This is a genomic window from Flavobacterium hibisci, from assembly GCF_020026925.1.
Classification (GTDB): domain Bacteria; phylum Bacteroidota; class Bacteroidia; order Flavobacteriales; family Flavobacteriaceae; genus Flavobacterium; species Flavobacterium hibisci.
In genome coordinates this window covers 1-26,561 of record NZ_JAIQDW010000018.1, presented here as the reverse complement: position 1 = coordinate 26,561, position 26,561 = coordinate 1, and the positions used below count along the sequence as shown (strand labels likewise).

The window sequence follows — 26,561 nt, the reverse complement described above, 5'->3', positions numbered from 1 at the left end:
GACAGCCTTTTTCCGTTTTTTGGTTAAATTATTTTGATTTATTGAATATTCCCATAGATTTTTGAGTAAAGATCTTTGTAGATTTCTTTGATAATTTTTCGTTTTAATTTTAGGGTAGGAGTAAGCTGTCCGCCATCGATTGACCATATGTCCGGGGTAAGCTCAAAACGTTTGATTTGTTCCCAGTGTCCGAATTTATTGTTGATATTTTCAATTTCTTCGTCAATTCGTTTAATCACATCAGGATTAGAAGCGATTTCAGCAGTAGAATTTCCTAAAGTAATTTTATGGATTTTCGCCCATTCTTTTACAAATTCAAAATTAGGCTGAATAAAAGCTGCCGGCATTTTTTCGCCTTCACCAATTACCATAATCTGTTCGATAAAACGGGATTGTTTCATCGCATTTTCAATCATCTGAGGTGCAATGTATTTCCCTCCTGATGTTTTGAACATTTCTTTTTTACGGTCAGTAATTTTCAGGAAACCTTCGCTGTCAATTTCGCCAATGTCTCCCGTGTGGAAATAGCCGTCTTGTAAAGCCTCGGCCGTTTTTTCAGGATCATTGAAATAACCTAACATTACATTTGGTCCTTTGCAAAGGATTTCACCATCCTGGGCAATTTTAACTTCGACGTTTCGGATTGGTTTTCCTACGGTTCCAATTTTGAAACCTTTATTTCTCTGGTCGTTTACAGCAATAACAGGCGAAGTTTCCGTTAAGCCGTAGCCTTCCATAACCGGAATTTGAGCGGCGGCAAAAACTCTCGATAAACGCGTTTGTAAAGCGGCACTTCCCGAAACCATTAAATCCAGCCTGCCACCCAAACCTTCTTTCCATTTACTAAAAATCAGTTTTCGGGCAATTTTTAACTGAAATTCATACCAAAATCCATTGGCGCCGTATGGTTCATATTTTAAGCCTAAATCAATCGCCCAGAAAAAAAGTTTTTTCTTGATGCCGGTCAGTTCAGTTCCTTTAGCATAAATTTTATCGTAAACTTTCTCCAAAAGCCTTGGTACGGCTGTAATAACCGTAGGGCGTACTTCTTTTAAATTATCACTTATTTTTTCAATGGATTCCCCAAAGTAAACCGAAACACCATAATATTGATAGATGTACAAAATCATTCTTTCAAAAATATGGCAGATTGGGAGAAAACTTAAAGCGGTACTTTTTCCGGCATCAAACGGAATTCTTGGAGCACTGTCCAATACATTCGATACAATATTTTTATGCGAAAGCATGACGCCTTTAGGTCTTCCGGTAGTTCCTGAAGTATAAATTATAGTAGCTAAATCGTCTTCTTTGATACTGTCTTTTCTATCTTCAACCTCTGTCTGGTTACTTTCGTCATCACCCAGAGTCAGTAATTCCGACCAGTGTTTGCAGCCTGCGATTTCGTTAAAGGAATAGACCTCTTTTAATGTTGGGACATTTGCTTTTATCGCATTGACTTTCTGAAGCACTTCTTCGTCAGAAACAAAACAATAAATACTGCCGCTATGATTTAAAATATATTCATAATCTTCTTCGGCAATGGTAGGATAAATGGGTACGTTCTGTGCACCAGTCTGCTGGATGCCTATATCCATGATGTTCCACTCCGTACGGTTATTAGAAGTTATCAGGGCAATTTTATCATCTTTTTGTACACCCAGGCGCAATAGTGCTCTTGAAACAGCATTGGCTTTAGCAATATATTCACTGCTGGATGTTTTTTCCCAAACCCCATTTTTTTTGGTAGCGAATGCAACCTGAAGATTGTAAGTTTCTTGTTGATAATAAGGGAAATCAAAAAGGCGTGTGATTGTAACCATTAGATGAGATATTGAAGTTTATTGCAAATTAAATAAAAATTAGGTATAATTTTTTATTTCATGAAATAAAAAGCTGAAATTTTCAGAAGTGTTGATAAAATCAGATAAAACATTTTTATTTTTGCTTTACTTCATATAAAAAAGGTTAATTATTCCTCCTCATTTTTTACTTGGGTTTCTCCATAATATTTTACACGATCTCCCATAAGATACATTTTTTTCTTGCCAGGAATAATTAAAAACTGTGTATAAAGCCATTCACCTGTTCCTGTTATTTTATACCAAAATGTATAAGAAGAACTGTCATAGCCTTCTTTGAAGATAGGAATACCTTCATCAGAACATTCTATTCCCCAGGTTAATTTCTTTTTAGATAAATTGGCCAATTGAATGATACCGGTACCATCAGCATTGATTTCAATAACGGGTTGTTTTTTTCCTTCAATCAAATAAGTTCCTGCGACAGTCTGACCGATATCAGTAGTCATATAATGTGGGTGGAATTTATAGATGATAGATTCCACTTTTGCTTGTGCATGTAATTGTGAGGCACCTATAAAAAGTGTAAGTAAGAATAATTTTAAGGATTTCATCAGGCTCCGGATTTAATTTACGTTATATTTTTTTGCTATAATATTTTTTGCGAATATAGGTTAATTTGCAAAAGTTATTCATTATTATAAAAGCTTTTTTTAAATTTTATTTACTGATACTAAAAAGATTCAAATCTCAGCTCTTAACGACTTTTTAGTAATAGATAAAGGAGTTTTTGTTTAATGGTTATACCTTTGCAATACTAAAAATGAATCTTTGTTGTTATATAGAAAAAAAAATATGAGAAATTTTTGGATTTTGTTTTTGATAAGTGCCGCAGGTTTTGCGCAGGATTTTAATAAACTCGATACCAACGGAAAAAAAGATGGTGTCTGGAAAGGGACTTATGAAATTTCGAAAAGACCTCGTTATGAAGGTACTTTTAGCCACGGAAAAGAAGTTGGGGTTTTTAAATTTTTTGATGATACTAAAAAAGGAGATGTAATTGCAACCCGTGACTTTAGTGCAAATGACGGAAGTGCTTATACAATTTTCTATGATCAGAAAAAAAACAAGGTAAGTGAAGGAAAAGTGGTTGACAAAAAATATGAAGGAGAATGGAAATATTACCATAAAGCTTCAAAAGTAATCATGACGCTTGAAAACTATAAGAACGGTAAACTGGAAGGTAAAAGAACCGTTTATTATCCAAATGAAAAAGTGGCAGAAGAAATGACGTATAAAAATGGACTGAAAGAAGGCGTATATAAAAAGTTTGGCCAAAACGGAATCATTCTAGAACAAACAACATATGCCAATGACCAGTATAATGGTGACGCTGTTTTTTATGATTTAGATGGAGTAGTGGCTTCAGAAGGTAAATTCCTGAATGGAAAAAAAGCAGGAATTTGGAAATTTTATGTAAAAGGAAAGCTTACGAAGGAAATCAATATGAGTGATCCGAAGAATATCAATAAAATTTCTGAAAAAACAGGAACTAATAAAAATCCGGCTGAAAAGAAACAATAGTAAAGCAGGTATTCAAGGATAATTTTACTTTCGCGATATAAAGAAAATTTGATCTTCTGAACAAGAAAAAATAAATTCAAAAGTTTATTGGAAAAAATGAATACAATAAGCTTTGTCAATTTCAGTATGTTATAAAGTAATCAAAACTACCCTAATTATCTATAATTTGATTTATCTTTGCACCCTTGTAAAAATATAAAAGATTTAGAATGAAACGTGTAGTTGTTGGACTTTCCGGTGGAGTAGATTCGAGTGTTGCAGCTTATTTGTTGCAACAGCAGGGATACGAAGTTATTGGCCTTTTTATGAAAAACTGGCACGATGACTCTGTAACTATTTCAAATGAATGTCCGTGGTTAGAAGACAGCAATGACGCTCTTTTAGTAGCTGAAAAACTAGGCATACCGTTTCAGACAGTCGATTTAAGCGAAGAATACAAAGAGAAAATCGTGGACTACATGTTCAACGAATACGAAAAAGGAAGAACTCCAAATCCTGATGTGCTTTGTAACCGCGAAATCAAATTTGATGTTTTCATGAAAATTGCCTTAAGTCTTGGTGCAGATTATGTAGCAACGGGACATTATTGTCAAAAAAGTGAAACTGAAGTTGATGGAAAAACTGTTTATCAATTAATTGCTGGAGCAGATAATAACAAAGATCAATCGTATTTTTTATGTCAGTTATCTCAGGAACAGTTATCTAAAGCATTATTCCCAATTGGAGCTTTGACTAAACCCCAAGTACGCGAAATTGCAGCTGAAATGGAATTGGTAACGGCTGAGAAAAAAGATTCACAGGGACTTTGCTTTATTGGAAAAGTGCGTTTGCCGGAATTTTTACAACAAAAATTGCAGCCTAAAGAAGGGAAAATTGTTCAGATTGATAAAAATGATCCCATTTATAACGTTGAAAAACCACTTGGATTATCTTTGGAACAAGAATTAAAAATCGAAGCTCAAAAATTGGGTTATCGTCCTGAAATGGGAAAATTTATGGGTAAACATCAGGGTGCTCATTATTTTACGGTTGGACAGCGAAAAGGTTTAAACGTTGGCGGAACTACTGATCCTCTATTTGTTATCGCAACAGATGTTGAAACCAATACAATATACACCGGTCTTACAAGCAATCATCCCGGGTTGTTTAAAAAAGCATTATTTATAGAAAAATCAGAAGTCCACTGGATTCGTACCGATATGACTTTAAAAGTGGGCGAAACCATGAAGGTAATGGCAAGAATCCGTTATCGTCAGCCTTTGCAAAGAGCAACATTGCATCAATTTGAAGACGGGATGTATGTGCGATTTGAGGAACCGCAATCTGCCATTACCGAAGGACAATTTGTTGCCTGGTATTTAGAAAATGAATTAGTTGGTTCGGGAGTAATTTCATAGCTTTATACTTTTAACAAAGGCTTTTGCTTTTAAATGAGTTTGCTATGAAGGTAAATTACTTGTTTTTTTTCTTATGGATTTCGACTGCAATGTTTTCACAGGAAGATGCCTGGGTCTATTTTAAGGATAAACCCAATGCGCAAGCCTATTTTGACAACCCTGCTTTAATGCTTTCTCAGCGTGCCCTCGAGAGAAGATCTGCTCAAAATATAACGCTGAATCTTACTGATGTTCCTTTGGAAACAACGTATGTTAATCAGGTAAAAGCAAGTACCGGAATTACGGTTCTCGCACAGTCTAAATGGCTGAATGCGCTTCATATCAGGGGAACTCAGGTAAATATTAATGGGTTAAAAGCGTTATCATTTGTTGGTAAAGTAGTTTTTGCGAATAAGGTATTAAACATAACTTCTAAGAAGGCTGGCGAAAATCAAATTGCAGTAACAAACAATAAACTTAAAACAACCATTAATTATAATTACGGAACTTCTGCAAGCCAGATTCAGATGCTGAACGGACAAGTTCTGCACCAGCAGAATTACACAGGGTCCGGAAAAATAATTGCAGTTTTGGACGGCGGTTTTCCTGGAGTAAATACGGCGCAGCCTTTTCAAAAATTAAGGGATAATAATCAAATTCTCGGTGGGTATGATTATGTTTCCAGAAACGCCAATTTTTATACCGGCGACAGTCATGGGACTTTAGTTCTTTCGACTATGGGAGGATATAAAGAAAACCAACTGATAGGTACTGCTCCCGATGCTTCTTATTATTTGTTTATTACAGAAGATAATACTTCAGAAGGTCCGGTTGAGGAATCGCTTTGGGTCGAGGCAGCAGAAGAAGCAGACAGGCTGGGTGTTGATATCATCACAACTTCGTTAGGATATTTTGGTGATTTTACAAGACCGGAATATAATCATACCTACAGCGATATGAACGGAACAACCAATTTTATATCCAGGGGTGCTGAAATTGCCTTTAATAAAGGGATTATTGTTGTTGCTTCAGCTGGAAATGAAGGAACACAGTCCGAAAAACATATTGGAGGGCCTGCAGATGCTGTTTCTGTTATTACAGTTGGTGCAGTTACGGCTTCTAAAGTAAGATCAGGATTTAGTTCTATAGGGCCAAGTTATGACGGAAGAATAAAACCAGATGTTATGGCACAAGGTAAAGATGCTGTGGTAGCCGATGTTTCGGGGAATATTGGTATTTCTGACGGCACTTCTTTTTCATGCCCAATTATGGCCGGAATGATTGCTTGTTTATGGCAGGCGTATCCTGAAAAAACAAATCAGGAGATTAGAAACATGGTTATTCAGTCTTCAGATAAATATTCAGCACCTGATAATAATTACGGTTATGGAATTCCGAATTTCAGCACTGCATTAGGAGTTGATAGCTTTGCAAATAAAGATGTTGCTGTTTATCCCAATCCTGCTAAAACCACTATAACATTCAGGTTTTCTAATCAAATAAATGATGCATCGGTTATTGTCTATTCTGTTTTAGGCCAAAAAGTAATTGATCAAAAGATAACAGGTCAAAATCCAAATCTTTCAGTAGAATCATTAAAAAGCGGACTCTATTTTTATACTTTTGATGCGAATGGTTTGCACAAAACCGGAAAGATCTTAAAAAAATAAGTTTTCAATGAATAAAATCACACAGCTCTTTAATATAAAATACCCAATCATTCAGGGAGGTATGATTTGGAACAGCGGTTATAAATTAGCTGCAGCAGTTAGTAATGCCGGTGGTTTAGGACTTATTGGAGCTGGTTCAATGTATCCGGAAGTTTTACGGGAACACATTCAGAAATGCAAAAAAAACACCGATAAACCGTTTGGTGTCAATATTCCGATGTTATATCCAAATATAGAAGAAATCATGAATATTGTGGTTGATGAAGGAGTTAAGATTGTTTTTACTTCGGCAGGAAATCCTAAAACATGGACTTCATTTTTAAAATCAAAGGGTATTACTGTAGTTCATGTGGTTAGCAGCAGTATTTTTGCTTTAAAGGCACAAGAAGCCGGAGTTGATGCAATTGTAGTAGAAGGTTTTGAAGCGGGAGGTCATAATGGTCGTGATGAAACAACAACACTGACTTTGATTCCGATGGTAAAAGAAAAAGTTCAGATTCCGATTATTGCAGCAGGTGGTATTGCAACCGGAAAAGGAATGCTGGCAGTTATGATACTTGGTGCAGACGGAGTTCAGATTGGGAGTCGTTTTGCTGCCTCAACAGAATCATCTTCACACCCTAATTTCAAGCAAAAGATAGTAGGGGTAAAAGAAGGTGATACACAATTAACCCTGAAAGAATTAGCGCCTGTTCGTTTGATTAAAAATAAATTTTACGATGATATTCAGGAATTATATAAAAAGTGTCCCTCAAAAGAAGAGTTAGTACAGCTTTTAGGAAGAGCAAGAGCAAAAAAAGGAATGTTTGAAGGCGATCTTGAAGAAGGGGAGCTTGAAATAGGACAAATAGCAGGATTAATCCATGAAATTTTACCAGCAGAAAAAATAATTCATGAAATAATAGCCGATTTTAAAGCTGCTTATCAGGAAAAAAGTAAATTTGAGTTTTAATAGCCCCTCTAACATTATGAATATTTTACGCAATTATATCATACTTCTTTTTCTTGCATTAGGAATCCAGCAAACTTACAGTCAGTCTTATCGTTTTAGAACATCGGGTTTCAGTGTTTTAGAAAAAAATGATAAAGGTAAATGGGGCGAATGGTCAAATCTTGATTTGGTTAACCTTTCTGTGATACTTGATACAGAAAAACATAGAATTGTGGTGTATTCACAAGAAATACAGCTTTTTAATATCATTGAATACATAGAGAGGGAAGAAAATGATACCGATATTGTCTATTCGTTTGTATGCAAAAACAATAGCGGAATTGACTGCAAAATTTCAATTATTACCCGCAAAAAGCAAGACTACCGTAAACAATTGTATATCAATTATGATAAACAGATTATTGTCTATAATATTTTTAATGTGTGATTAATTACAGATTTTTTAATAGAGAAAAACGCTCATTAGTTTAAAGCTAATAAGCGGATTGCATAAATATTTTAAGAACTGCTTTATTCTATATCCTTAATAAACTCATCATACTCTAAATAAAACATTTCCAGAGCATTCATTTTTTCGAAAAAGAAATCAAAAATAGTCTCCCAATTATTTCGATTGCTGAACCCAACCCCGGTTTTTTCAACCCAAATACGGCTGATGGTTTTTCCGCTTTCTAATGTGAAGTTTTTTTCGAAAACCAAATCTTTGATGAATTCTTCTTCTAAGATGTTTTTTAATGCTTCTAATTTTTCAAAATAAGCCATTCGTTTTTCATCGCTTCGGTGTTCGATATCAATTAAGACCTGCGCTTTTTTATTATCTATATAAAATTTAAAAGAAAAGTCTTTGATCTTAGTATCGTAAAGCACCCACTTTCTGGGATATTTCTCGGCAAATGCTACCCAGAATTCTCTTTTTAGTTTTTGTGATTCTTCTCTGCTGTACATTTTCAGGGGTTTGGTTTTAGAAAACTTGTGCAACCGCGTTTTCTGGACTATATTTATATTTTATTTGAAAGTACAAAAATAAACTTTGATTATGGATTTTCAGGATTTTTTACAACATGTTCCTAATTTAATTCCGGTTGCACTTCCGGCAGAGAATGCACATGTAAAAATGGCTCCTCCAGAAAGGATTCAGCTAATGAAAAACCTTGATTTGACAGCCAAAAGTCCAAGAATTGCTGCAGTCATGATGCTGTTATATCCTAAAAACAATAAAACACATTTAGTTTTAATTGTTCGCAATGCGTATAATGGTGTTCATTCTTCTCAAATTGCTTTTCCCGGGGGCAAACATGAAATTTCAGATGCGGATTTTAGGGAAACGGCTTTGCGGGAAACACAGGAAGAAATTGGAATCTCATCTGAAAAAATAGAAATTGTTAAGGAGTTTACGCCAATGTATATTCCGCCAAGTAATTTTTTGGTGCACCCCTTTTTAGGTATTTCTGTGCGGGAATTGTCGTTTTACCCCGATGTCAGGGAAGTTGCTGATATTATTGAACTTCCACTATCTGTTTTTTTAAATGATGAAATTATAATCGAAGCCACGTTATCAACTTCTTATGCAGCCAATATTTTGGTTCCGGCTTTTAATATTCAGAATCATGTGGTTTGGGGCGCAACTGCGATGATGTTAAGTGAATTGAGAGAAGTTTTAAAAATTACTTTTGAAGAAAAGATTTAAAAACGTAAATTTAATGATTTGATATTCATTACAATAACTGTTTTTTGGTAGAATTTTTTACAAAATTTCCAAAAAAATAAATTTTGTATGTTTGCGGCCTAACAAAAACAACATAATTCACTGCTATGGGATTGTTTAAACGAAATCCTTTCGGACATATATTATTCATCAAAAAATGGCTGATCCGTATTTTGGGCACCATGACACATAGGCGATATAGAGGTTTTAATGAATTGCAGATTGAAGGATCTGAAATTATTAAAACGTTACCGGATACAAACGTTTTGTTTATATCCAACCATCAGACTTATTTTGCTGATGTGGTAGCAATGTTTCATGTTTTTAATGCCAGTTTAAGCGGCCGTCAGGATACCATCAAAAACATAGGCTACTTATGGCAGCCTAAAATGAATATTTATTATGTTGCCGCCAAAGAAACAATGCAGGCTGGTTTGCTGCCAAGAATTCTGGCTTATGTTGGGGCAATAACTGTAGAAAGAACCTGGCGTTCCAAAGGCGTTGACGTGACAGAAAAACGAGATGTTAATCCAAACGATACTGAAAATATCAAAATCGCTCTTAATGACGGCTGGGTAATTACGTTTCCACAAGGTACTACAAAATCATTTAAACCTGTCCGAAAAGGAACTGCGCATATCATCAAACAGCACAAACCAATCGTTATTCCAATTGTTATTGACGGTTTCCGTCGTTCATTTGATAAGAAAGGATTGCGAATGAAAAAGAAAAATATCCTTCAATCATTCATTATCAAAGAGCCTCTTGATATTGATTATGAAAATGATACTATTGAGGAAATTGTTGAAAAAGTTGAATATGCCATAGAACAGCACCCATCATTTTTAAAAGTTATCCCGGCAGAAGAATTAAAAGCCCAGGAAGAACTTAATGAAATGAGAAGATGGAGTTATAAAGGACCTGAAGGTGAAAATTAAATTTGAAGTAATATTTCACTTAAAAATTTTTCTAAAAATCAATTTTCTTCAATTCCTTGTAATTTGCATACAAACGGCGTAACAAAGTTCCGTACAATAATCGGTAAATACACCAGAACATTCCAAAGAACCCTAATACTATCAGAATTAAAATTCCGATAGAAAATAACATTGCTTTACCATTAAGAGCTAGTTTTTCTCTTATGAGCTCCATTTCTGGATTGTAAACGTATCCAATGAAAAAGCTAAATATTGATGAAACGACTATCATTCCTAAGTTGTACCAAACATAGTACTGAACCGTTTTACGAGTTTTTAAAATGCTGAGCATTAGTAATTTTGTAGAGACTGTTGTCGAAATTGTTTTATAATTTTTGTAGAAAAAGTAAATAAAAGCCAGAATTACAGCATAATTAAAGTACATTAAAATTTCCATGTAAAGTATAATTTCGGGATGATTGATCTTTTTGAGAATATCATCAATATTAGAAAAATAATTTGAGGCAGTCCAAAACAGTACTTCCAAAATACTAATAATCAAAATCCACTTTACAGTTGAAGATGACTTTTTATGAATCATATTATAAATTTCTATCTCTGAAATTTGTTCAAAAGAATCCGCGTTCTTTTTCCAGTCTTTTTTTAATAAATCCAGTTCTTTCATGGTGGTATTTTAAGGATTTAATATTTTTTTAAGTTTCCCTTTAATTCGGTTCATTTTCACTCGTGCATTCACTTCACTGATTCCTAAAGTTTCGGCTATTTCCTGATAATCCTTGTCTTCCAGATACATAAAAACCAATGCCTTTTCAATATCATTAAGCTGATATACTGCTTTATACATTAGTTTAATCTGTTCTTCTTCTTCATAATTGTAGTCAACATCTTTAACAAAATGCTGGTGGTTTTCATATTCTACTGTAGATACGGTTCGCTTTGTTTTTCGGTATAAGGTAATGGCGGTATTTAAGGCAACGCGATAAGCCCAGGTCGAGAATTTGCTGTCGCCTCTAAATTTAGGATATGCCTTCCAGAGCTGAATGGTAATTTCCTGAAACAGATCTTTGTGGGCATCTTCGCCGGCAGTATATAATCTACAAATCTTGTGGATTATATTCTGGTTTGCCTGCAATTGCACAACAAAAGAATGTTCTAGGTTTTCGCTCATATGGGTGTTAGTAGTGATGTTGTCAATTTTGTTACAGCATAATTATAATTTTCTGTTTTTATAATGATTCACCATTAGGTCAATGAATTTGCTATAACTCTCCATTCCTTCTTTTTGATTATTTGTTTTCAGGAAATTATCATACAAGAAATGAAAACCTTTATCAATAAAAGTGTCATATTTTTTCCAGAAATCACGGCTTTCCTGATAATTTTTTAAAATTCCGGTGTGGGTTTGTTTTTTTAACTGTTCGAAAATTTTCTCGTTTTTAAATTGCCAGATACCAAGGCAATAGCGAAGTGCAAAACTGTAGCCGGAATATTGATAATATAAATTATCATTCTTAACTGAAGCCAGAACACCAATAAAATTACATTCGCTTTCGCTCGCAAACCCCATCTGATGTGCCATTTCATGCGCACTGGTTAAAGGAAAGTTATACATGGGCAACAAATCATTTACCTGGGCTTCATTGGTAAACGGATTCAGATAACCGCCAAAGCCCATGTAAGTAAGAGGGATGCTGAATAATGATTTTTTAATACTTAAGGTTTTGTATTTAAAATAAGGATATTCTTTAGCCAGATTATCATATCCGTTTAGATTCATCTTAAAAACTTCTTTTTGCGAGTACGGAAAAATCACTTTTGTACTTTTATTTTTAGTAATCTGCAGCTGAATTTCATTCGTTTTGATAATTAATCTTTTAGTAAAAGCCAGCAATTCAGCATCCGTGTATTCTTTTTTAATTTCCATTTTTTGAAAAAGCGGTTCACGGTAATAATTGAATGCCCAAAGGAGATGAAACAAAAAGTAAAAAACAGAAATTTTACCTAGTATTTTAAGAAGATGATCTTTCCAGCCTGCTTTCCATGTTTTTCTGATTTTCCAAAACCAGCTGATTATAGAAATGATTAAAACTGCATAAATATAGTCACCAACAGAAAACGGAATTTCACCTAAAAGTGTTCTGGAGAAATGTGAAATTCGGATATAAAAATTGTTGCTGTAAGCTCCTTCAACAAAATCCGGATAGAAAGGCAGGATTTTTAAAAAGATAATCTGAATTAAAAGAAATAAAGGTAAAATGTATTTTGATTTCACAGTATATATTTTGAATACGTAAATATAAATACAATATTAATTAGTATCGAAAAAGAATTTAAACTTTGTAACTTTGGAGCTCTTAATTGTTAAACATCAAACAAAATATATGAGTCAGGAAATAAGAAATCTGGAGCCAAAAGCACTTTGGAATAAATTTGCAGATTTAAATGCAGTTCCGCGTCCCTCAAAAAAGGAAGAACGTGTAATTGAGTTTATGAAAAATTTTGGAAACAGCTTAGGTTTGGAAACTTTTGAAGACGAAATCAGAAACGTAATCATCAGAAAACCGGCAACACCGGGAATGGAAAATCGCAAACCAATAGTAATGCAGGGACACCTTGACATGGTACATCAAAAAAATGCTGATACTGTTTTTGATTTTGATACTCAGGGAATCGATATGTATGTGGATGGTGACTGGGTACGTGCGCGAGGGACTACGCTTGGGGCTGATAATGGGCTTGGGGTAGCAACAATTATGGCAATTCTGGAAAGTAAAGATATTCCGCATCCTGCGATTGAAGCTTTATTTACAATTGATGAAGAAACCGGAATGACCGGAGCTTTAAATTTAAAAGGCGGGATTTTGCAAGGTCAGATTTTGTTGAATCTGGATACTGAAGAGGATGATGAAATTGATATTGGATGTGCCGGAGGAATTGATGTAACAGCAACAAGAACGTATCATGAGGAGGAAGTTCCGGAAGGTTCAGTGGGTTACACCATAACGGTAAAAGGATTAAATGGTGGCCATTCAGGAATGGATATTCATAAGGGGCTAGGGAATGCTAATAAAATTATGAACCGTTTGTTGTTTGATGCTTTTGAAAACTTCGGACTTCAGATTTCTGAAATTAACGGTGGAAGTTTGCGAAATGCAATTCCAAGAGAAAGTGTTGCAAAAGTGATCATTTCGGAAATGTTTGATGAAGCTTACATTTTTAATATGCAGGAAATTATCAACGATATTAAAACGGAATATAAAACTACTGAACCAAACCTTTCGATTGAAATCGTAAAATGTGATTTACCTGAAAAAGTAATGGATCTGGGGGTTCAGGAAGGGATAATCAGAGCGATTTATGCAGCTCATAACGGAGTTTACCGAATGAGTACTGATATGGCTGATTTAGTGGAAACTTCAAATAATATTGCCCGAGTTATTGTAAAAGACGGAGAAATTTTAGTGGGATGCCTGACACGTTCTTCTGTTGAAACTTCAAAATTTGATCTGGCGAATTCATTGCGTTCAGCTTTTGAATTAGTAGGTTGTGAAGTAGAGCTTTCAGGTTCTTATCCGGGTTGGACGCCAAATGTAAATTCTGAAATATTAGAAGTTTTAAAAAATATTTATGAAAAACAAAATGGAGAAAAACCAAAAGTGGTAGCTTGTCACGCTGGTTTAGAGTGTGGAATTTTAGGGACTAATTATCCTGACATGGACATGATTTCTTTTGGGCCGACAATTCACGGAGCACATTCGCCGGATGAAAGAGCGAGTATTTCTTCTGCTCAGAAATACTGGAAATTTGTATTGGAAATTCTTTCGAATATACCTGTAAAATAAATTTCATAAAATCAACAATCTGAGAAGATTGTAAATAAAAAATCCTCAATTATTACAATTGAGGATTTGATTTTTATAGTAAAATTTAATTTCTTTTCAAGACTTTATATTGCTCGTAGCAAGCACTTATGGCATCCATAATCTGTAAATCATTTGCTTCCTGGATAAAAGCTTCTGAGTAGCTGCAGCGCTCTAAAATTTGAGGAATTTCATCCTTACTTATTCCTAAAAGAACAGCTACTGTTTCACGATCATATTTAGATTCCAGTAAATTTCGTACAGTATCGTCTTTCCTCATTTCTTTCAGTTTCTTGAGTTCTCTTCCATTTTTTCCAAAGAAATTATAAAGCATATCGGCGGGGTTGAAAATCGAACCTAAAACTTTTCCGAAAGCGTTTGGAGAATATTCGCCAGCTTCATAACCTTGTGTAAGTCCTGAAATGCTGTAGCGGTAGTTTTCTTTTGTTGGAATTAATTTTGAATCCACTTCCAGATAACCGGTTAAATGGAATGGAGCAATAACAACTTCTTCCAGGGCAATTGCTTTTTCTGTAAGCTGAATTCTCGTAACCTTATTTTTTACCCAGTCGTTTGTTACCCTGATTCTTAGGGATTGAAAACCTAAAATAGAAAAATGGAGTGTGTCATTAACCTGTACATCTATTTCAAAATATCCTTTGGCATCAGACATGGCACCACGGACTTTGTTGGTGTTGATGACATTTACATTGGGAATAGGTTCTTTACTGTTATCGTTATAGATGTAACCGGAAACCCTTTGAGGAAAAGTAGGTGTAGTTTCCTGAGAAAAACCAATAGCTGACAATAATGTAAAAAAGAAAACTGCGAAATATTTCATATCCTGATTTAAAGCACTAAAAGTAGTAAATCAGGATTAAATATTTTGCAGTATCTGAATATAATTATCAGAAAATTAACAAAGACAGAAGGAAGATTCTTAGATGTAAAAAAAATCCCAAATTCCAATTTTGTCTGGAATTTGGGATTTTATATTTAAGATAATCAAATGATTAATCTCTTCTTGGTCTTCTTGGTCTTGGTGAATCACCAAAGCTTTCAGAACGTCTTGGCGCTCTGTCTGAACCACCTTCATTTCTTCTGAAACCACCTTCTCTCGGAGCAGAGTTTCTTTCGCTTCTAAAACCGCCTCCGGAACCTTCACGTCTTGGAGCAGAGTTTCTGTCGCTTCTGAATCCACCACCGGAACCTTCACGTCTTGGAGCGAAGTTGCCTTCTCTTCTTGGTCCTGAACTTCTTCCGCCACCACGGTTATTGTGGTCACGTCTTCCGCCACCGTCATTTTTAGAAATCTCCACATTAATACGACGTCCTTCTAATTGTACGTTGTTTAATACTTCCATTACTTTGTCAGTATGTTCCGGATCTGTATTGAAGAAAGAAAATCCTTCTTTTACATCTACCTTGAAAACGTCATCACGACCTAAGTCTAATGTTTCTTTTAGGTAGTCTTTTAATGTCATCCAGTCGAAATTGTCTCTTGAACCAATGTTTACAAAATAACGAACTGCTCCGTTATTATTGAATTCTCTTGGCTCAGAATCATTTCTCTCACGTCTTTCACCAGATTGAGATGATAAATCTCTGTTCTTTTTATAGTAATTGATGAAACGATTAAATTCTACAGAAACCATTTTTTTAATCAGTTCTTCTTTAGATAAACCTTCAAGAACAGTATTAATAGCTGGTAAGTAGTTGTCAATTTCGTGATCAACCTCTGTATCCTTAATTTTTGTAGCTAAGTGCAGCAATTGAATTTCGCAGATTTCAATTCCGGAAGGAATTTGTTTTTCTTCGAATTTTTGTTTGATGATTCTTTCGATAGATGAAATTTTACGCAACTCACTTTTTGTAACAATTACAATAGAAGTTCCTAATTTTCCGGCTCTACCAGTACGTCCGGAACGGTGGTTGTAAGTTTCGATTTCATCAGGTAACTGGTAGTTTACAACGTGTGTTACGTTGTCAACATCAATTCCACGTGCAGCAACGTCAGTCGCAACAAGCATCTGAATTTGTCTTCCGCGGAAAGATTTCATTACACCATCACGCTGTGCCTGAGATAAATCTCCGTGTAACGCAGCAGCACTATATCCGTCTTCAATTAATTTTTCGGCAATAGCCTGAGTATCTCTTTTTGTACGACAGAAAACTACAGAGAAAATGTCCGGATTAGCATCGGCTAAACGTTTCAAGGCCTCGTAACGGTCACGTGCATTCACTAAGTAAAATTCGTGAGAAACTGTTGCAGAACCTGAATTTTTTGTTCCAACAGTAATTTCTAGTGGATCGCTCATAAATTGTTTTGCAATTCTGGCAACCTCTTGTGGCATAGTTGCAGAGAACAACCATGTGCTTTTTTGATCTGGAGTATCAGATAAAATAGATACGATGTCTTCATAGAATCCCATGTTCAACATCTCATCAGCCTCATCAAGAATACAGTAATCTATATTTTTAATGTTAACCAAACCTCTGTTGATCATATCCTGCATTCTTCCCGGAGTAGCTACAATAATTTGTGCCCCTCTTTTAATGTCCCTGGCTTGCTCTGTAATACTAGCCCCGCCGTAAACTGCTACCACATTAATACCTTTTTCGTATTTTGAGTAGTTTTTAAGTTCGTTGGTAATCTGTAAACAAAGCTCTCTTGTTGGCGATAAAACTAATGCCTGTGTATTTCTGTTGTCAGCATCAATTTTTTGGATTAGCGGAAAACCGAAAGCTGCCGTTTTCCCTGTCCCTGTCTGAGCCAACGCAACCATATCTGTATCTTTTTCCAATAATAGGGGAATCGCTTTCTCCTGTACTTCTGACGGATTCTCAAATCCTAGATCTAAAATCGCCTTCAGTAACGATTCATTCAATCCTAATTGTTCAAATTTATTCATATGTATTTTTAAAATAGGGTGCAAAATTACTGTTAATATTTCAGATAAACTAATCCATTTTTAAGAATTATGTATTTGTTATGATTTGATAATCAAAAAGTTATCTTTCTTGTAAAATCGATTTGATAATTAAATGAAGAATTTTACGTCTGAAAATATAAATTTTACCTATTTAAATGTTGTATTTTAAACAATTATTTTCTTGAATTCAGAAAATCAATTAGTTGCTGAGTTGCTTTCGCACGATGGCTGATTTTATTTTTTATTTCAGAAGCCAGCTCGGCAAATGTTTCGGTATAATTCTCTGGCTGAAAAACCGGATCATATCCAAAACCGTTGTTTCCTGTTTTATCTAAAGTAATACTTCCTTTTGCTATTCCGGTAAACAAATGCTGCGAACCATTTAAATTTAATGCAATAACAGTCTTGAATTGCGCGCTTCTGTCTGATTTATTTTTTAAAGCTCCCAGAAGTTTATTCATATTGTCATTGGAATTTTTTTGTTCTCCTGCATATCTTGCTGAATAAACGCCGGGTTCCCCATTTAAAGCATGAACTTCTAAACCGGTATCGTCTGCAAAACAATCATAGCCATATTTTTGGGTTACATAATTGGCTTTGAGAACTGCATTTCCTTCAATAGTATCTGCAGTTTCCGGAATTTCTTCATGGCAGCCAATTTCTTCGAGGCTCAATAATTGTATTGATTCTTTTAGAATGCTCTGGATTTCTTTGATTTTATTTTTGTTGTTTGATGCGAAGACGAGTTTCATATGATGTTTTTTTTAAGATGATTTTCTCAATAATAAATACAATTGTAATTCCGCAGGTATAAGCTATAAGATCCGTCCATAAAAAACCTTGTCCCAGTACGTATTTCCCAAAAATAGTTTTTCTAATTGCGGCAATCCAGTCAGCCTGATAAAGCTGAAAGCATTCAATGCTGTAACAGATAAGTAATGAAATAATTGCAATTTGAACCGGTTTGTGATTAATCAGAAAGATTCTGGCTAAAATATAAATCATAACTGCGTAGAGAAAATCTCCGAAACATACCGGAATGAAATCAATTTTTCGTGAAATAATTCCAAGAAAAACAATAATAATCAGTGATATGATATAATGGATTCGGGGACTTTTCAAAAGGAAATGTTTACTTGTTTTAAAGAAAATTTGGCATAAACAAAGTTAAGAAGAAGTTGCAATTGATTTACTAAATCAGATAATTTATAAATTGGAATAAATTAAATCCTATTTTTACAATAAAAATTCAACCCAATTTACAATAGAATTATGATTATAGACTCGTTAGAAAATGCAGCGAAATATGAAGTGTTACATCCGTCATTCAAAAAAGCTTTTGATTATTTGCGCGAAAATGATTTAGAAAATCTTCTTTCGGATTTTAAATATGAAACTGAAGGAGTAAAATTTTTTGGATTTCAGGGAAAAGGAAAAACAGTTGAAGAAAGCTTAAATACTTTCGAATGTCATGACAAAAATATTGATATTCAGTTTTGTATCAGCGAAACGGAAACTTTTGCATGGAAACCGAGAGCCAATTGTAAAACGCCAAACGGAGGTTATAATGATGAGAAAGATGTCCGTTTCTTTAGTGATGCTCCTGATATGTTTTTCAGTTTAAATAAAAATCAATTTGTAATTCTTTTCCCGGAAGATGTTCATGCACCAATGATAACTGACGGAATGCTGAATAAAATTGTAATAAAAGTTGAAATTTAACATCTCTGAAATATAAAGATATGATTCATAAAACATTCAAAATTGTATTTACTGTCCTTGCTTTACTAGTGGTAATCAGCTGTAAAAACACAAAACAAAAATTGCAGGAGTATGTTGTTGCTTATAATAAAGAGGCTGTACATTTTAAAGCAGATGATGTCACACTTACCACCGCCAGAGGTTATATCAATGATAATAAAATTGAATTAAGATTCGAGACAGATTTACAGCAGAACGAAACGAATAAAAAAAACGCTGAAGCGAGTTTTCCTCTTTTGTTAAAAGAAATGATTAAGAAAAATCAAATTCCTAAAGAGTTAATTGATGAAGGAGTACTATTTCATGTTTATTTTTTAGCTGATGATAATACAGTTTTTGTCCACGAAATCCTAAATAAGGAGGGACTAAGTAAATTTTTGTAAAATTATTTTTTAGGAAGAAAATCAAAGTTTTTTTGAAAGAGCCTCATTAAGTCTGTTATTGAGGCTTTTTTTATTTATTTCCTGTAAAGGTTTGTTAATCTTATTCTTATAGATTTTGTTAGTTTTTAAAAATGTAATTTTTGATAATTCATGTAATTGTTGTTTTTGTGTTAATATTTTATTATGTTTGAGTTAAGTCTAATGAAATTAACCTAAAAACCTAAAAAATTATGATTAAAATTACTCAAATCGCATTTTGTTTTGCAGTCGTATTAATGTTGGTAAGCTGTAAAAACACAAAACAAAAAATACAGGAACATGTGGCTGCCTACAACACCTCAAGTTCAATAAAAGGTTCCAATATTACCAGTACAAGTGCTAAAGCATTTTTAAATGACAATAAAATTGAGATTAGGATTGAAACTAATCTGGAGGAAACAGATGAGAATAAACAGACGTATAGTGAGTCATTTCCTGATTTGTTAAAAGGAATGATACAAAACGATCAAATTTCAAAAGAGTTAGTGGATGAAGGTGTCAAGTTTGATGTTTACTTTTTGGCTTATAATAATTCCATAATTGCACAAAAATTAATAGGTCAGGAAGAATTAGCTGCATTAACGGGTTCAGGAGACTCAGCTGTGAAAGTGACTGCAAAGCTTTAATCTAATATTTGGAGTACAGCTCAAATAAAACGAAGCCTCTTTGTAACTGAACAAAGAGGCTTTTTTGTATTTAATTCCGCCCGGTAACATTTTTTAAGTTATCCGGGAAATATAATTCTGAGAGATTGGTGAATTCATCGCCTCTCATGAATATATTAATGTCAACATCAGCAAAAGAAGTTTTTCCGGCTGCTGCCAAAAGTTCATTGGCGGAATGAAGTGTATTTTTATGGAAATGATAAACGCGTTCTGATTTATCTGTAACGACCAAACCTTTCATGAGCATCTTATTTTGAGTTGCGACCCCTGTTGGGCATTCATTATTATGACAGCGTAAAGCCTGAATGCATCCAAGTGAAAACATAAAGCCCCGTGCACTGTTACACATATCCGCACCCAAAGCAACAGCATGCAGTATAGAATATCCGGATATGATTTTTCCACTTCCAATAATGCGTATTTTGTCACGAATATTTAATGCTGTCAAAGTTTGGTTTACAAAAATTAAAGCCGGTTCAAAAGGCATCCCAACACCATCAGAAAATTCCAGAGGAGCAGCTCCGGTTCCACCTTCGGCGCCATCAACGGTAATAAAATCAGGATAAGTATCTTCTGCTATCATTTCGTGACAAATGGCTTCAAACTCAGCTGTGTTTCCGATACACAATTTAAATCCGATTGGTTTTCCATTTGACAAGTCACGTAATTGTTTGATGAAATGAATCAGGCCTTTTGCATCAGAAAATGCAGTATGTCCGGGAGGGGAAAGGATCATGGTATGAGGGATGACACCTCTGATTTTTGCAATTTGTTCCGTATTTTTGGCAGCAGGCAGTACACCTCCATGGCCTGGTTTTGCTCCTTGCGAAAGTTTGATTTCGATCATTTTTACATTTGGGAGATTTGCTTTTTCAGAGAATTTTTCGGGACTGAAATTTCCTTCCGCATCACGGCATCCAAAATATCCGGTTCCAATCTGCCAGGTAATATCGCCGCCTCCCGCAAGATGATATTCAGTCAATCCGCCTTCTCCTGTATTTTGATAAAAATTACCTTTTTTAGCCCCAATATTAATGGCACGAACAGCATTTTCACTCAGTGAGCCAAAACTCATTGCGGAAACGTTAAATAAAGAAGCTGAATAAGGTTGTTCACAGTCTTTTCCGCCAACCAGTACCCGAGGAAGTTCTTCGTTAACCTTTGCCGGAAAAATAGAATGTTTAATTCCTTCATAACTGTCTGTATTTAAGTTTTGCTGTGTTCCAAAAGGCGTGCTTGAATCAATATTTTTTGCTCTTTGATATACTAGAGAACGCTGGTTTCTTGAGAAAGGTTTTCCATCGGTAGATCTTTCGATAAAATACTGCTGGATTTCAGGTGCAATCATTTCAAACAAATACCTGAAATAACCTAAAACCGGGAAATTCCTTAAAATAGCGTGTTTTTTTTGAGAAGCATTATAAGCTCCAATAATTAATAAAACAGGAATGACAAAAACAAGTAAGTAACCTCGTCCGGTATAATAATAAATTGTGGCAACAATTAGAAACAATAAAACTCCGTAAATAAAGAATTTTTTTCTCATGCTTATAAAACTTTAAAAAAATATAATTATTTGAATTAATTAAATCGCAATCTCACATAAACGTGCTTGATTCCTTTTTTGTCAGACTCTCTTTCGTCTATTTCGAGAATGTCTGTTAATGATTTCAGCATAGGTGTAAGTTTCGAAAAACCGTAATTTCGGGGATCGAATTCAGGTTTTTTCTTCACAATCAGGTTTCCGACATCACCTAAAAATGCCCAGCCATCATCATCTTCAATATCTTCGATTGTGGCTTCAATTAAATCAATTGTGCCATCGTCTATTTTGTTTAATGCTTTTGCGGAGGGTTTTTCAACAGGTTTTTTTGAATCAGCTGTTGTGTTTGTTTTTGGTTTTTTCTTTTGAATAGCACCATCCAGAACCTCAATATAAATAAAACGGTCACAGGCCACAATAAAGGAGTTTGGGGTTTTCTTTTCCCCAATACCAATTACTTTCATGCCAGATTCCCTTAACCGAATCGCTAAACGCGTAAAATCACTATCGCTCGATACGATACAAAAACCGTCTAATTTGCCTGAATACAGCAAATCCATTGCATCAATAATAAGGGCTGAATCTGAAGAATTTTTTCCTACTGTATAACTGTATTGCTGAATAGGGGTAATAGCATGTTCCAGTAATACACCTTTCCATCCATTAGAATTTGGTTTAGTCCAGTCGGCATAGATTCTTTTTGTAGTAGGAGTTCCCAGTTTTGCAATTTCTTCCATCATACCTTTTACATTGCTGTAAGGAACGTTGTCTGCATCAATAAGAACGGCCAGTTTTAATTCTTTTGAGTTGCTCAGAGCCATTGTTTGGATATTATAACATTAATTACTTTCAAAGTTAAAATTAAAATTGGTTTTTATTAGAATTTGTAGCTGAATAAGTGACTTCGGGGGCAATAATTATTTTGGTTATAAATAAATTCTTGTTCCTTAAAATTAATTAAGGATAAATTTGTCTTTAATTAAAAACCTTTTATCTTTGTATGGAAATTAAATCATCAAAAGTATGTTTTCAAAAGCATGTGAATACGGAATCAGGGCATCTATTTTTATTGCAACCAATTCTTCCAAAGGGATTAGGGTTGGAATAAAAGATGTTGCCAAAGAAATTGACTCTCCGGAACCTTTTACGGCGAAAATTATGCAAATCCTGACTAAAAATGGAATCATTCATTCGGCAAAAGGTGTAGGGGGCGGTTTTGAAGTTTCGGATGAAGCTGTAAAATCCATCAAGCTGATTCAGATTGTAGATGCCATAGACGGTGATAAAATTTACAGAGGATGCGGCATTGGACTAAAAGAATGTTCCGAAGATCATCCGTGTCCTGTGCATCATGAGTTTAAAAAAATAAGGGGACTCCTTTTAGAAATGCTTGCTAAAACGACTTTAGAACAACTTGCTTCAGGGGTAAAATCGGGTGATTTCTTTTTAAAAACACTAAATATTAATGATTAACATTTAATAAATATTTTAATAATGAATACTAAAACCAAACTTTCACTATTAATCCTAATGGGATTTTTAACCATAACTTCTTGTGGGAAAAAAGAAACTGTTCCGGCAGAAGAATCAACAGAAGTGGTCGAATCATCAACAGAGGGTGTACAACCTGTAGCAGCTGAAGAAAATGTTTTGCTTATTGAAGGAAACGACCAAATGCAGTTTAACACAAATGAACTGAGAGCCGTTGCCGGAAAACCAATTAAACTGACGTTAAAACATGTTGGTAAAATTCCGAAAGAAGCAATGGGACACAATTTAGTGATCCTTCAGGAAGGAACAGACCAGTCGGCCTTTGCTTTGAAAGCCAATGATGCCAAAGCAACAGATTATATTCCAGAATCTGAAAAAGCTTCAATTATCGCTCATACTAAATTAATTGGAGGCGGGGAAGAAGATATAATCGAATTTACAATTGATAAAAAAGGATCTTACCCTTTTATTTGCTCTTTCCCAGGTCACGTAGCCATGATGAAAGGTGTATTAGTTGTTGAGTAAATAATAAAGACTCCAGATACTTTTAATAGATTTTGGAGTTTTTTTAAAAACTAATAAAAGATAAAAAAGTCTTTTATTGAATCAGAAAAAGATGAAAAGAGAAAAAAAATTATGGATCGTTTTTGCATTGGTAATGAGTATATCATTTACAGTGCTTGGTTATTATGGTTACGAAATTTATCAGCAGGCGCCGCCGGTTCCAAAAGAAATCGTAACCGATTCCGGAAAAGTCGTTTTTAGCGAAAGCGAAATTAAAGACGGACAAAACATCTGGCAGAGTATAGGAGGCCAGGAAGTGGGCTCGATCTGGGGACATGGCGCCTATGTGGCTCCGGACTGGACAGCTGACTGGCTGCATAGGGAAGCTTTGTTTATATTGGATATTTATGCCCAAAAAGATTTCAATAAAAAGTATGAGGAATTGGATGCTGAAAAACAATCGGCTTTAAAAATTCGTTTACAGAATGATGTTAGAATCAATCGTTACAATCCAGATACCGGAATTCTTACGATTTCAGAAAATCGTCTGGCAGCTATTGAAAGCTTAAGCGAATACTATAAAGGTCTTTTTACCAATGATCCGAAATTCGATAAGCTGAGAGGCGACTATGCGATTCCGAAAAACTCTATTACAGATGTTGAAAGAATGCATAAAATGAATGCCTTTTTCTTCTGGGCGACTTGGGCAACAGTTACCAATCGTCCTGATGCAGATATTTCATATACACATAACTGGCCTTCTGATGAATTGGTTGGAAATACAGCAACGACTGAACTTTTAGCCTGGTCTGGAGTAAGTATTATTTTATTGATTTTAAGTGTTGGAATATTAGTTTTTTATCACGCAAAATCAGGTGAGGAAGAAGAATTTCCGCTTCCAAAAGAAGATCCGATTATTAAGCAGGGTAAAACCAAATCTATGGGACTGGTGACCAAATATTTCTGGATTGTGAGTTTGCTGATGGTTTTGCAAATGGTTTTTGGAATTATCACAGCACATTATGGTGTAGAGGGAAATGGTTTGTATGGTATTCCAATTGATAAAATCCTGCCTTACGCCGTAACACGTACATGGCATACACAATTAGCAATTTTCTGGATTGCAACGGCTTGGCTGGCGACAGGATTGTATATTGCTCCGGCAGTTTCTGGTAAAGATCCTAAATTTCAATGTTTTGGTGTAAACTTTTTGTTCATTGCTTTATTGATTATTGTTTTAGGCTCAATGGCCGGACAATGGTTTGGGGTGATGCAAAAGCTGAATTTAGTTCAAAACTTCTGGTTTGGACATCAGGGTTACGAATATGTTGATTTAGGCCGTTTCTGGCAAATTTTCCTTTTAGTGGGACTGTTTTTATGGCTGGCTTTAATGGTTCGTCCTTTGATTCCGGTTTTGAAGAAAAAAACAGAAGAGAAAAACCTGATTATTTTATTCTTGATTTCCTGTACCGCAATCGCCATTTTCTACGGTGCAGGATTAATGTGGGGAAGACAAACCAATTTAGCAATCGCCGAATATTGGAGATGGTGGGTAGTGCATCTTTGGGTTGAAGGTTTCTTTGAAGTTTTTGCAACAGTTGTAATTGCTTTCTTATTTGTTCGCTTGGGATTGTTAAAAACGAAAACAGCGACTTTAAATGTGCTTTTCGCAACAATCATTTTTATGTCCGGAGGAATTTTAGGAACATTCCACCACTTGTATTTTTCAGGAACACCAACAGCAATTATGGCTTTGGGAGCCACTTTTAGTGCTTTAGAAGTGGTTCCGTTAACTTTAATCGGATTTGAAGCGTATCAAAACTATAAAATCTCAAAATCAACACAATGGATCGCCGATTATAAATGGCCAATTTACTTTATGATTTCTGTGGCGTTTTGGAATTTCCTCGGAGCCGGAATCTTTGGATTCATCATTAATCCGCCAATCGCGCTCTATTATGTACAAGGTTTAAACACGACGCCTTTACACGGGCACACGGCTTTATTTGGAGTTTACGGAATGTTAGGAATTGGTCTGGTACTATTTGTATTAAGAAGTTTATATCGAAATGTAAGCTGGAATAATCAATTGCTTAAAATTACTTTCTGGTCTTTAAATATTGGTTTATTTCTAATGGCAATTTTGAGCTTGCTTCCAATTGGAGTTTGGCAGGCAATCGAAAGTATCAGCCACGGAATGTGGTACGCCCGTTCATCAGAATTAATGCAGCAGCCCGCCATGATTACCTTAAAATGGCTTCGTGCGATAGGAGATTCTATTTTCGGAATCGGATTTATTACGATGGCCTGGTTTGTATTTGAACTGACATTAAAAAACAAAAAATAACACACAAATATAATATTGATTATCATGGAAAATTTAAAAAACAAAACAATAGGATCATTTGTAGCGGAAGATTTTAGAACAGCCGCAGTTTTTTCAAAATATAAAATTGATTTTTGCTGTAAAGGAAACCGGACAGTTAATGAAGTCTGCGAAAAACAAAATATTGATGCGGATACTTTATTGGAAAATGTGTATGAAGTTTTAAAATCAGGAAGAAGCGAAAGTATCGATTTTAATTCATGGCCCTTGGATTTACTTGCAGATTATATTGAGAAAACGCATCATCGTTATGTAGAGGAAAAAACAAGTGTTTTGCTTCCGTTTTTAGATAAATTATGCAAAGTACATGGTGCTAATCACCCGGAATTATTCAGAATTAATGAATTGTTTATGGGCTGTGCAGGCGAATTGTCTCAGCACATGAAAAAAGAAGAATTGGTTTTATTTCCATTTATAAAACGAATGGTGAAAACCAAAGAATCTGATGGTATTTTATCTCAGCCTTCTTTCGGAACCGTTTCAAATCCGATTGAAATGATGATGCACGAACACGATAATGAAGGAGAGCGTTTTAGGGAAATTGCTGCTCTAACTAATAATTATACTCCGCCGGCAGATGCCTGTACGACTTACAGAGTCACTTTTGCAATGCTGAAGGAGTTCGAAGAAGATTTACACAAACACATTCATTTGGAAAACAATATCTTATTTCTAAAAGCTGTGAAATTAGAAAAAGAATTTGTTGAAGTAAAAGGTTAATTTTAATAGTTGGGAAAAGCAACCGATAAAATATCTAAATAGGATTATTATCGGTGTTTTTTGTACGATTCAAATTTTAAAACCATATAAGTTATATAAGTTCATTTCAGTAAAACTTATAATTTCTCCTATGTTTGCGAAGTTATTGATTTGAGTTTTAAAAGTCAATAGATTTGAATTATGAAGTGAAAAAGAATGTGAGTAAATTATTTATAAAATAACTCCAAGAAGTATATTCGATATAAGAAACTA

At 34.6% G+C, this 26,561-nt stretch carries 27 protein-coding genes; 15 read left to right on the top strand and 12 right to left on the bottom strand.

Going from position 1 to position 26,561, the window contains the following annotated elements:
* Positions 1-38: 38 nt before the first annotated feature.
* Positions 39-1,820 (bottom strand): AMP-dependent synthetase/ligase, encoded by a 1,782-nt coding sequence (locus tag K8B81_RS16385; protein ID WP_223682640.1) that lies wholly within the window; start codon positions 1,818-1,820, stop codon positions 39-41.
* Positions 1,821-1,969: 149 nt separating this feature from the next.
* Positions 1,970-2,413 carry a hypothetical protein gene (locus K8B81_RS16380; protein WP_223682639.1) on the bottom strand — a complete coding sequence of 148 codons (444 nt, stop codon included), beginning with the start codon at positions 2,411-2,413 and terminating at the stop codon, positions 1,970-1,972.
* Between the two features lie 241 nt (positions 2,414-2,654).
* Here K8B81_RS16380 and K8B81_RS16375 point away from each other — a divergent pair, with 241 nt between their 5' ends.
* From K8B81_RS16375 to K8B81_RS16355, 5 genes are all read left to right on the top strand, one after another.
* Positions 2,655-3,383: a toxin-antitoxin system YwqK family antitoxin gene (locus tag K8B81_RS16375; protein WP_223682638.1), complete on the top strand. Its 729-nt coding sequence runs from the start codon at positions 2,655-2,657 to the stop codon at positions 3,381-3,383.
* A 209-nt stretch (positions 3,384-3,592) separates the two neighbouring features.
* On the top strand, positions 3,593-4,780 hold the full coding sequence (gene mnmA / locus K8B81_RS16370) for a tRNA 2-thiouridine(34) synthase MnmA (RefSeq protein WP_223682637.1): 1,188 nt from the start codon (positions 3,593-3,595) through the stop codon (positions 4,778-4,780).
* Positions 4,781-4,824: 44 nt separating this feature from the next.
* Entirely contained in the window at positions 4,825-6,429 is a 1,605-nt protein-coding gene (locus K8B81_RS16365) for a S8 family serine peptidase (protein ID WP_223682636.1), read from the top strand.
* A gap of 7 nt (positions 6,430-6,436) precedes the next feature.
* A complete protein-coding gene (locus K8B81_RS16360; protein WP_223682635.1) occupies positions 6,437-7,381 on the top strand; it encodes an NAD(P)H-dependent flavin oxidoreductase in 945 nt (314 codons plus the stop codon).
* Positions 7,382-7,397: 16 nt separating this feature from the next.
* The gene (locus tag K8B81_RS16355; RefSeq protein WP_223682634.1) at positions 7,398-7,808 is read left to right on the top strand and encodes a hypothetical protein; all 411 of its coding nucleotides are present in this window, start codon (positions 7,398-7,400) and stop codon (positions 7,806-7,808) included.
* Positions 7,809-7,891: 83 nt separating this feature from the next.
* Here K8B81_RS16355 and K8B81_RS16350 read toward each other — a convergent pair whose 3' ends face one another.
* The gene (locus K8B81_RS16350; RefSeq protein WP_223682633.1) at positions 7,892-8,326 is read right to left on the bottom strand and encodes a DUF4268 domain-containing protein; all 435 of its coding nucleotides are present in this window, start codon (positions 8,324-8,326) and stop codon (positions 7,892-7,894) included.
* Positions 8,327-8,417: 91 nt separating this feature from the next.
* On the opposite strand from K8B81_RS16350, the gene K8B81_RS16345 reads away from it, so the two are divergent.
* Positions 8,418-9,068, top strand: a complete 651-nt coding sequence (locus K8B81_RS16345; protein ID WP_223682632.1) for an NUDIX hydrolase — start codon at positions 8,418-8,420, stop codon at positions 9,066-9,068.
* Between the two features lie 125 nt (positions 9,069-9,193).
* Positions 9,194-10,024 (top strand): lysophospholipid acyltransferase family protein, encoded by an 831-nt coding sequence (locus tag K8B81_RS16340; protein WP_223682631.1) that lies wholly within the window; start codon positions 9,194-9,196, stop codon positions 10,022-10,024.
* Between the two features lie 31 nt (positions 10,025-10,055).
* Here the strand turns inward: K8B81_RS16340 and K8B81_RS16335 are convergent, their stop codons facing one another.
* Genes K8B81_RS16335 through K8B81_RS16325 form a run of 3 tightly spaced genes read right to left on the bottom strand, consistent with a single transcriptional unit; the run spans position 10,056 to position 12,296 of the window.
* On the bottom strand, positions 10,056-10,688 hold the full coding sequence (locus K8B81_RS16335; protein ID WP_223682630.1) for a hypothetical protein: 633 nt from the start codon (positions 10,686-10,688) through the stop codon (positions 10,056-10,058).
* Between the two features lie 9 nt (positions 10,689-10,697).
* A complete protein-coding gene (locus K8B81_RS16330) occupies positions 10,698-11,192 on the bottom strand; it encodes an RNA polymerase sigma factor (RefSeq protein WP_223682629.1) in 495 nt (164 codons plus the stop codon).
* 42 nt (positions 11,193-11,234) lie between these two features.
* Positions 11,235-12,296 carry a DUF3810 domain-containing protein gene (locus tag K8B81_RS16325; RefSeq protein WP_223682628.1) on the bottom strand — a complete coding sequence of 354 codons (1,062 nt, stop codon included), beginning with the start codon at positions 12,294-12,296 and terminating at the stop codon, positions 11,235-11,237.
* 109 nt (positions 12,297-12,405) lie between these two features.
* On the opposite strand from K8B81_RS16325, the gene K8B81_RS16320 reads away from it, so the two are divergent.
* Positions 12,406-13,866, top strand: coding sequence for an aminoacyl-histidine dipeptidase (locus tag K8B81_RS16320; protein WP_223682627.1), 1,461 nt, complete (start codon positions 12,406-12,408; stop codon positions 13,864-13,866).
* Between the two features lie 85 nt (positions 13,867-13,951).
* Here K8B81_RS16320 and K8B81_RS16315 read toward each other — a convergent pair whose 3' ends face one another.
* The 4 genes from K8B81_RS16315 to K8B81_RS16300 all read right to left on the bottom strand — a co-directional run bounded on the left by K8B81_RS16315 (position 13,952) and on the right by K8B81_RS16300 (position 17,939).
* Positions 13,952-14,725, bottom strand: coding sequence for a carboxypeptidase-like regulatory domain-containing protein (locus tag K8B81_RS16315; RefSeq protein ID WP_223682626.1), 774 nt, complete (start codon positions 14,723-14,725; stop codon positions 13,952-13,954).
* Positions 14,726-14,897: 172 nt separating this feature from the next.
* The gene (locus tag K8B81_RS16310) at positions 14,898-16,796 is read right to left on the bottom strand and encodes a DEAD/DEAH box helicase (protein ID WP_223682625.1); all 1,899 of its coding nucleotides are present in this window, start codon (positions 16,794-16,796) and stop codon (positions 14,898-14,900) included.
* 194 nt (positions 16,797-16,990) lie between these two features.
* Positions 16,991-17,569, bottom strand: a complete 579-nt coding sequence (locus K8B81_RS16305) for a non-canonical purine NTP diphosphatase (RefSeq protein ID WP_223682624.1) — start codon at positions 17,567-17,569, stop codon at positions 16,991-16,993.
* The gene (locus tag K8B81_RS16300; RefSeq protein WP_223682623.1) at positions 17,535-17,939 is read right to left on the bottom strand and encodes a ribosomal maturation YjgA family protein; all 405 of its coding nucleotides are present in this window, start codon (positions 17,937-17,939) and stop codon (positions 17,535-17,537) included. Before K8B81_RS16300 ends, K8B81_RS16305 begins: the two co-directional genes overlap by 35 nt.
* Positions 17,940-18,089: 150 nt before the next feature.
* On the opposite strand from K8B81_RS16300, the gene K8B81_RS16295 reads away from it, so the two are divergent.
* The 3 genes from K8B81_RS16295 (at position 18,090) to K8B81_RS16285 (ending at position 19,626) form a co-directional block, all read left to right on the top strand.
* Positions 18,090-18,539 (top strand): YhcH/YjgK/YiaL family protein, encoded by a 450-nt coding sequence (locus K8B81_RS16295; RefSeq protein WP_223682622.1) that lies wholly within the window; start codon positions 18,090-18,092, stop codon positions 18,537-18,539.
* A gap of 20 nt (positions 18,540-18,559) precedes the next feature.
* Complete coding sequence (locus K8B81_RS16290; RefSeq protein ID WP_223682621.1) at positions 18,560-18,961, top strand: hypothetical protein; 402 nt, start codon at positions 18,560-18,562, stop codon at positions 18,959-18,961.
* Positions 18,962-19,191: 230 nt separating this feature from the next.
* A complete protein-coding gene (locus K8B81_RS16285; protein ID WP_223682620.1) occupies positions 19,192-19,626 on the top strand; it encodes a hypothetical protein in 435 nt (144 codons plus the stop codon).
* 70 nt (positions 19,627-19,696) lie between these two features.
* Here K8B81_RS16285 and K8B81_RS16280 read toward each other — a convergent pair whose 3' ends face one another.
* Both K8B81_RS16280 and K8B81_RS16275 read right to left on the bottom strand, forming a co-directional pair.
* Positions 19,697-21,211: an FMN-binding glutamate synthase family protein gene (locus K8B81_RS16280; RefSeq protein WP_223682619.1), complete on the bottom strand. Its 1,515-nt coding sequence runs from the start codon at positions 21,209-21,211 to the stop codon at positions 19,697-19,699.
* 35 nt (positions 21,212-21,246) lie between these two features.
* Positions 21,247-22,029 carry an NYN domain-containing protein gene (locus K8B81_RS16275; RefSeq protein ID WP_223682618.1) on the bottom strand — a complete coding sequence of 261 codons (783 nt, stop codon included), beginning with the start codon at positions 22,027-22,029 and terminating at the stop codon, positions 21,247-21,249.
* Between the two features lie 202 nt (positions 22,030-22,231).
* On the opposite strand from K8B81_RS16275, the gene K8B81_RS16270 reads away from it, so the two are divergent.
* The 4 genes from K8B81_RS16270 (at position 22,232) to ric (ending at position 26,309) form a co-directional block, all read left to right on the top strand.
* Positions 22,232-22,681, top strand: a complete 450-nt coding sequence (locus tag K8B81_RS16270; protein ID WP_163394196.1) for an RrF2 family transcriptional regulator — start codon at positions 22,232-22,234, stop codon at positions 22,679-22,681.
* 21 nt (positions 22,682-22,702) lie between these two features.
* Complete coding sequence (gene azu / locus K8B81_RS16265; protein WP_223682617.1) at positions 22,703-23,224, top strand: azurin; 522 nt, start codon at positions 22,703-22,705, stop codon at positions 23,222-23,224.
* Between the two features lie 91 nt (positions 23,225-23,315).
* The gene (locus K8B81_RS16260) at positions 23,316-25,550 is read left to right on the top strand and encodes a nitric-oxide reductase large subunit (RefSeq protein WP_223682616.1); all 2,235 of its coding nucleotides are present in this window, start codon (positions 23,316-23,318) and stop codon (positions 25,548-25,550) included.
* 24 nt (positions 25,551-25,574) lie between these two features.
* Positions 25,575-26,309, top strand: a complete 735-nt coding sequence (ric, locus tag K8B81_RS16255) for an iron-sulfur cluster repair di-iron protein (RefSeq protein WP_223682615.1) — start codon at positions 25,575-25,577, stop codon at positions 26,307-26,309.
* Positions 26,310-26,561 lie beyond the last annotated feature (252 nt).

Excerpts from the sequence above, each read along its gene's own strand:
- K8B81_RS16385 (WP_223682640.1), bottom strand. The coding sequence starts at position 1,820 with ATGGTTACAATCACACGCCTTTTTGATTTCCCTTATTATCAACAAGAA.
- K8B81_RS16350 (WP_223682633.1), bottom strand. The coding sequence starts at position 8,326 with ATGTACAGCAGAGAAGAATCACAAAAACTAAAAAGAGAATTCTGGGTA.
- K8B81_RS16285 (WP_223682620.1), top strand. The coding sequence starts at position 19,192 with ATGATTAAAATTACTCAAATCGCATTTTGTTTTGCAGTCGTATTAATG.
- K8B81_RS16335 (WP_223682630.1), bottom strand. The coding sequence starts at position 10,688 with ATGAAAGAACTGGATTTATTAAAAAAAGACTGGAAAAAGAACGCGGAT.
- K8B81_RS16380 (WP_223682639.1), bottom strand. The coding sequence starts at position 2,413 with ATGAAATCCTTAAAATTATTCTTACTTACACTTTTTATAGGTGCCTCA.
- K8B81_RS16345 (WP_223682632.1), top strand. The coding sequence starts at position 8,418 with ATGGATTTTCAGGATTTTTTACAACATGTTCCTAATTTAATTCCGGTT.
- K8B81_RS16270 (WP_163394196.1), top strand. The coding sequence starts at position 22,232 with ATGTTTTCAAAAGCATGTGAATACGGAATCAGGGCATCTATTTTTATT.
- K8B81_RS16330 (WP_223682629.1), bottom strand. The coding sequence starts at position 11,192 with ATGAGCGAAAACCTAGAACATTCTTTTGTTGTGCAATTGCAGGCAAAC.
- K8B81_RS16315 (WP_223682626.1), bottom strand. The coding sequence starts at position 14,725 with ATGAAATATTTCGCAGTTTTCTTTTTTACATTATTGTCAGCTATTGGT.
- K8B81_RS16280 (WP_223682619.1), bottom strand. The coding sequence starts at position 21,211 with ATGAGAAAAAAATTCTTTATTTACGGAGTTTTATTGTTTCTAATTGTT.
- K8B81_RS16360 (WP_223682635.1), top strand. The coding sequence starts at position 6,437 with ATGAATAAAATCACACAGCTCTTTAATATAAAATACCCAATCATTCAG.
- azu (WP_223682617.1), top strand. The coding sequence starts at position 22,703 with ATGAATACTAAAACCAAACTTTCACTATTAATCCTAATGGGATTTTTA.
- K8B81_RS16275 (WP_223682618.1), bottom strand. The coding sequence starts at position 22,029 with ATGGCTCTGAGCAACTCAAAAGAATTAAAACTGGCCGTTCTTATTGAT.
- K8B81_RS16365 (WP_223682636.1), top strand. The coding sequence starts at position 4,825 with ATGAAGGTAAATTACTTGTTTTTTTTCTTATGGATTTCGACTGCAATG.
- K8B81_RS16305 (WP_223682624.1), bottom strand. The coding sequence starts at position 17,569 with ATGAAACTCGTCTTCGCATCAAACAACAAAAATAAAATCAAAGAAATC.
- mnmA (WP_223682637.1), top strand. The coding sequence starts at position 3,593 with ATGAAACGTGTAGTTGTTGGACTTTCCGGTGGAGTAGATTCGAGTGTT.
- K8B81_RS16320 (WP_223682627.1), top strand. The coding sequence starts at position 12,406 with ATGAGTCAGGAAATAAGAAATCTGGAGCCAAAAGCACTTTGGAATAAA.
- ric (WP_223682615.1), top strand. The coding sequence starts at position 25,575 with ATGGAAAATTTAAAAAACAAAACAATAGGATCATTTGTAGCGGAAGAT.
- K8B81_RS16295 (WP_223682622.1), top strand. The coding sequence starts at position 18,090 with ATGATTATAGACTCGTTAGAAAATGCAGCGAAATATGAAGTGTTACAT.
- K8B81_RS16355 (WP_223682634.1), top strand. The coding sequence starts at position 7,398 with ATGAATATTTTACGCAATTATATCATACTTCTTTTTCTTGCATTAGGA.
- K8B81_RS16260 (WP_223682616.1), top strand. The coding sequence starts at position 23,316 with ATGAAAAGAGAAAAAAAATTATGGATCGTTTTTGCATTGGTAATGAGT.
- K8B81_RS16340 (WP_223682631.1), top strand. The coding sequence starts at position 9,194 with ATGGGATTGTTTAAACGAAATCCTTTCGGACATATATTATTCATCAAA.
- K8B81_RS16310 (WP_223682625.1), bottom strand. The coding sequence starts at position 16,796 with ATGAATAAATTTGAACAATTAGGATTGAATGAATCGTTACTGAAGGCG.
- K8B81_RS16290 (WP_223682621.1), top strand. The coding sequence starts at position 18,560 with ATGATTCATAAAACATTCAAAATTGTATTTACTGTCCTTGCTTTACTA.
- K8B81_RS16375 (WP_223682638.1), top strand. The coding sequence starts at position 2,655 with ATGAGAAATTTTTGGATTTTGTTTTTGATAAGTGCCGCAGGTTTTGCG.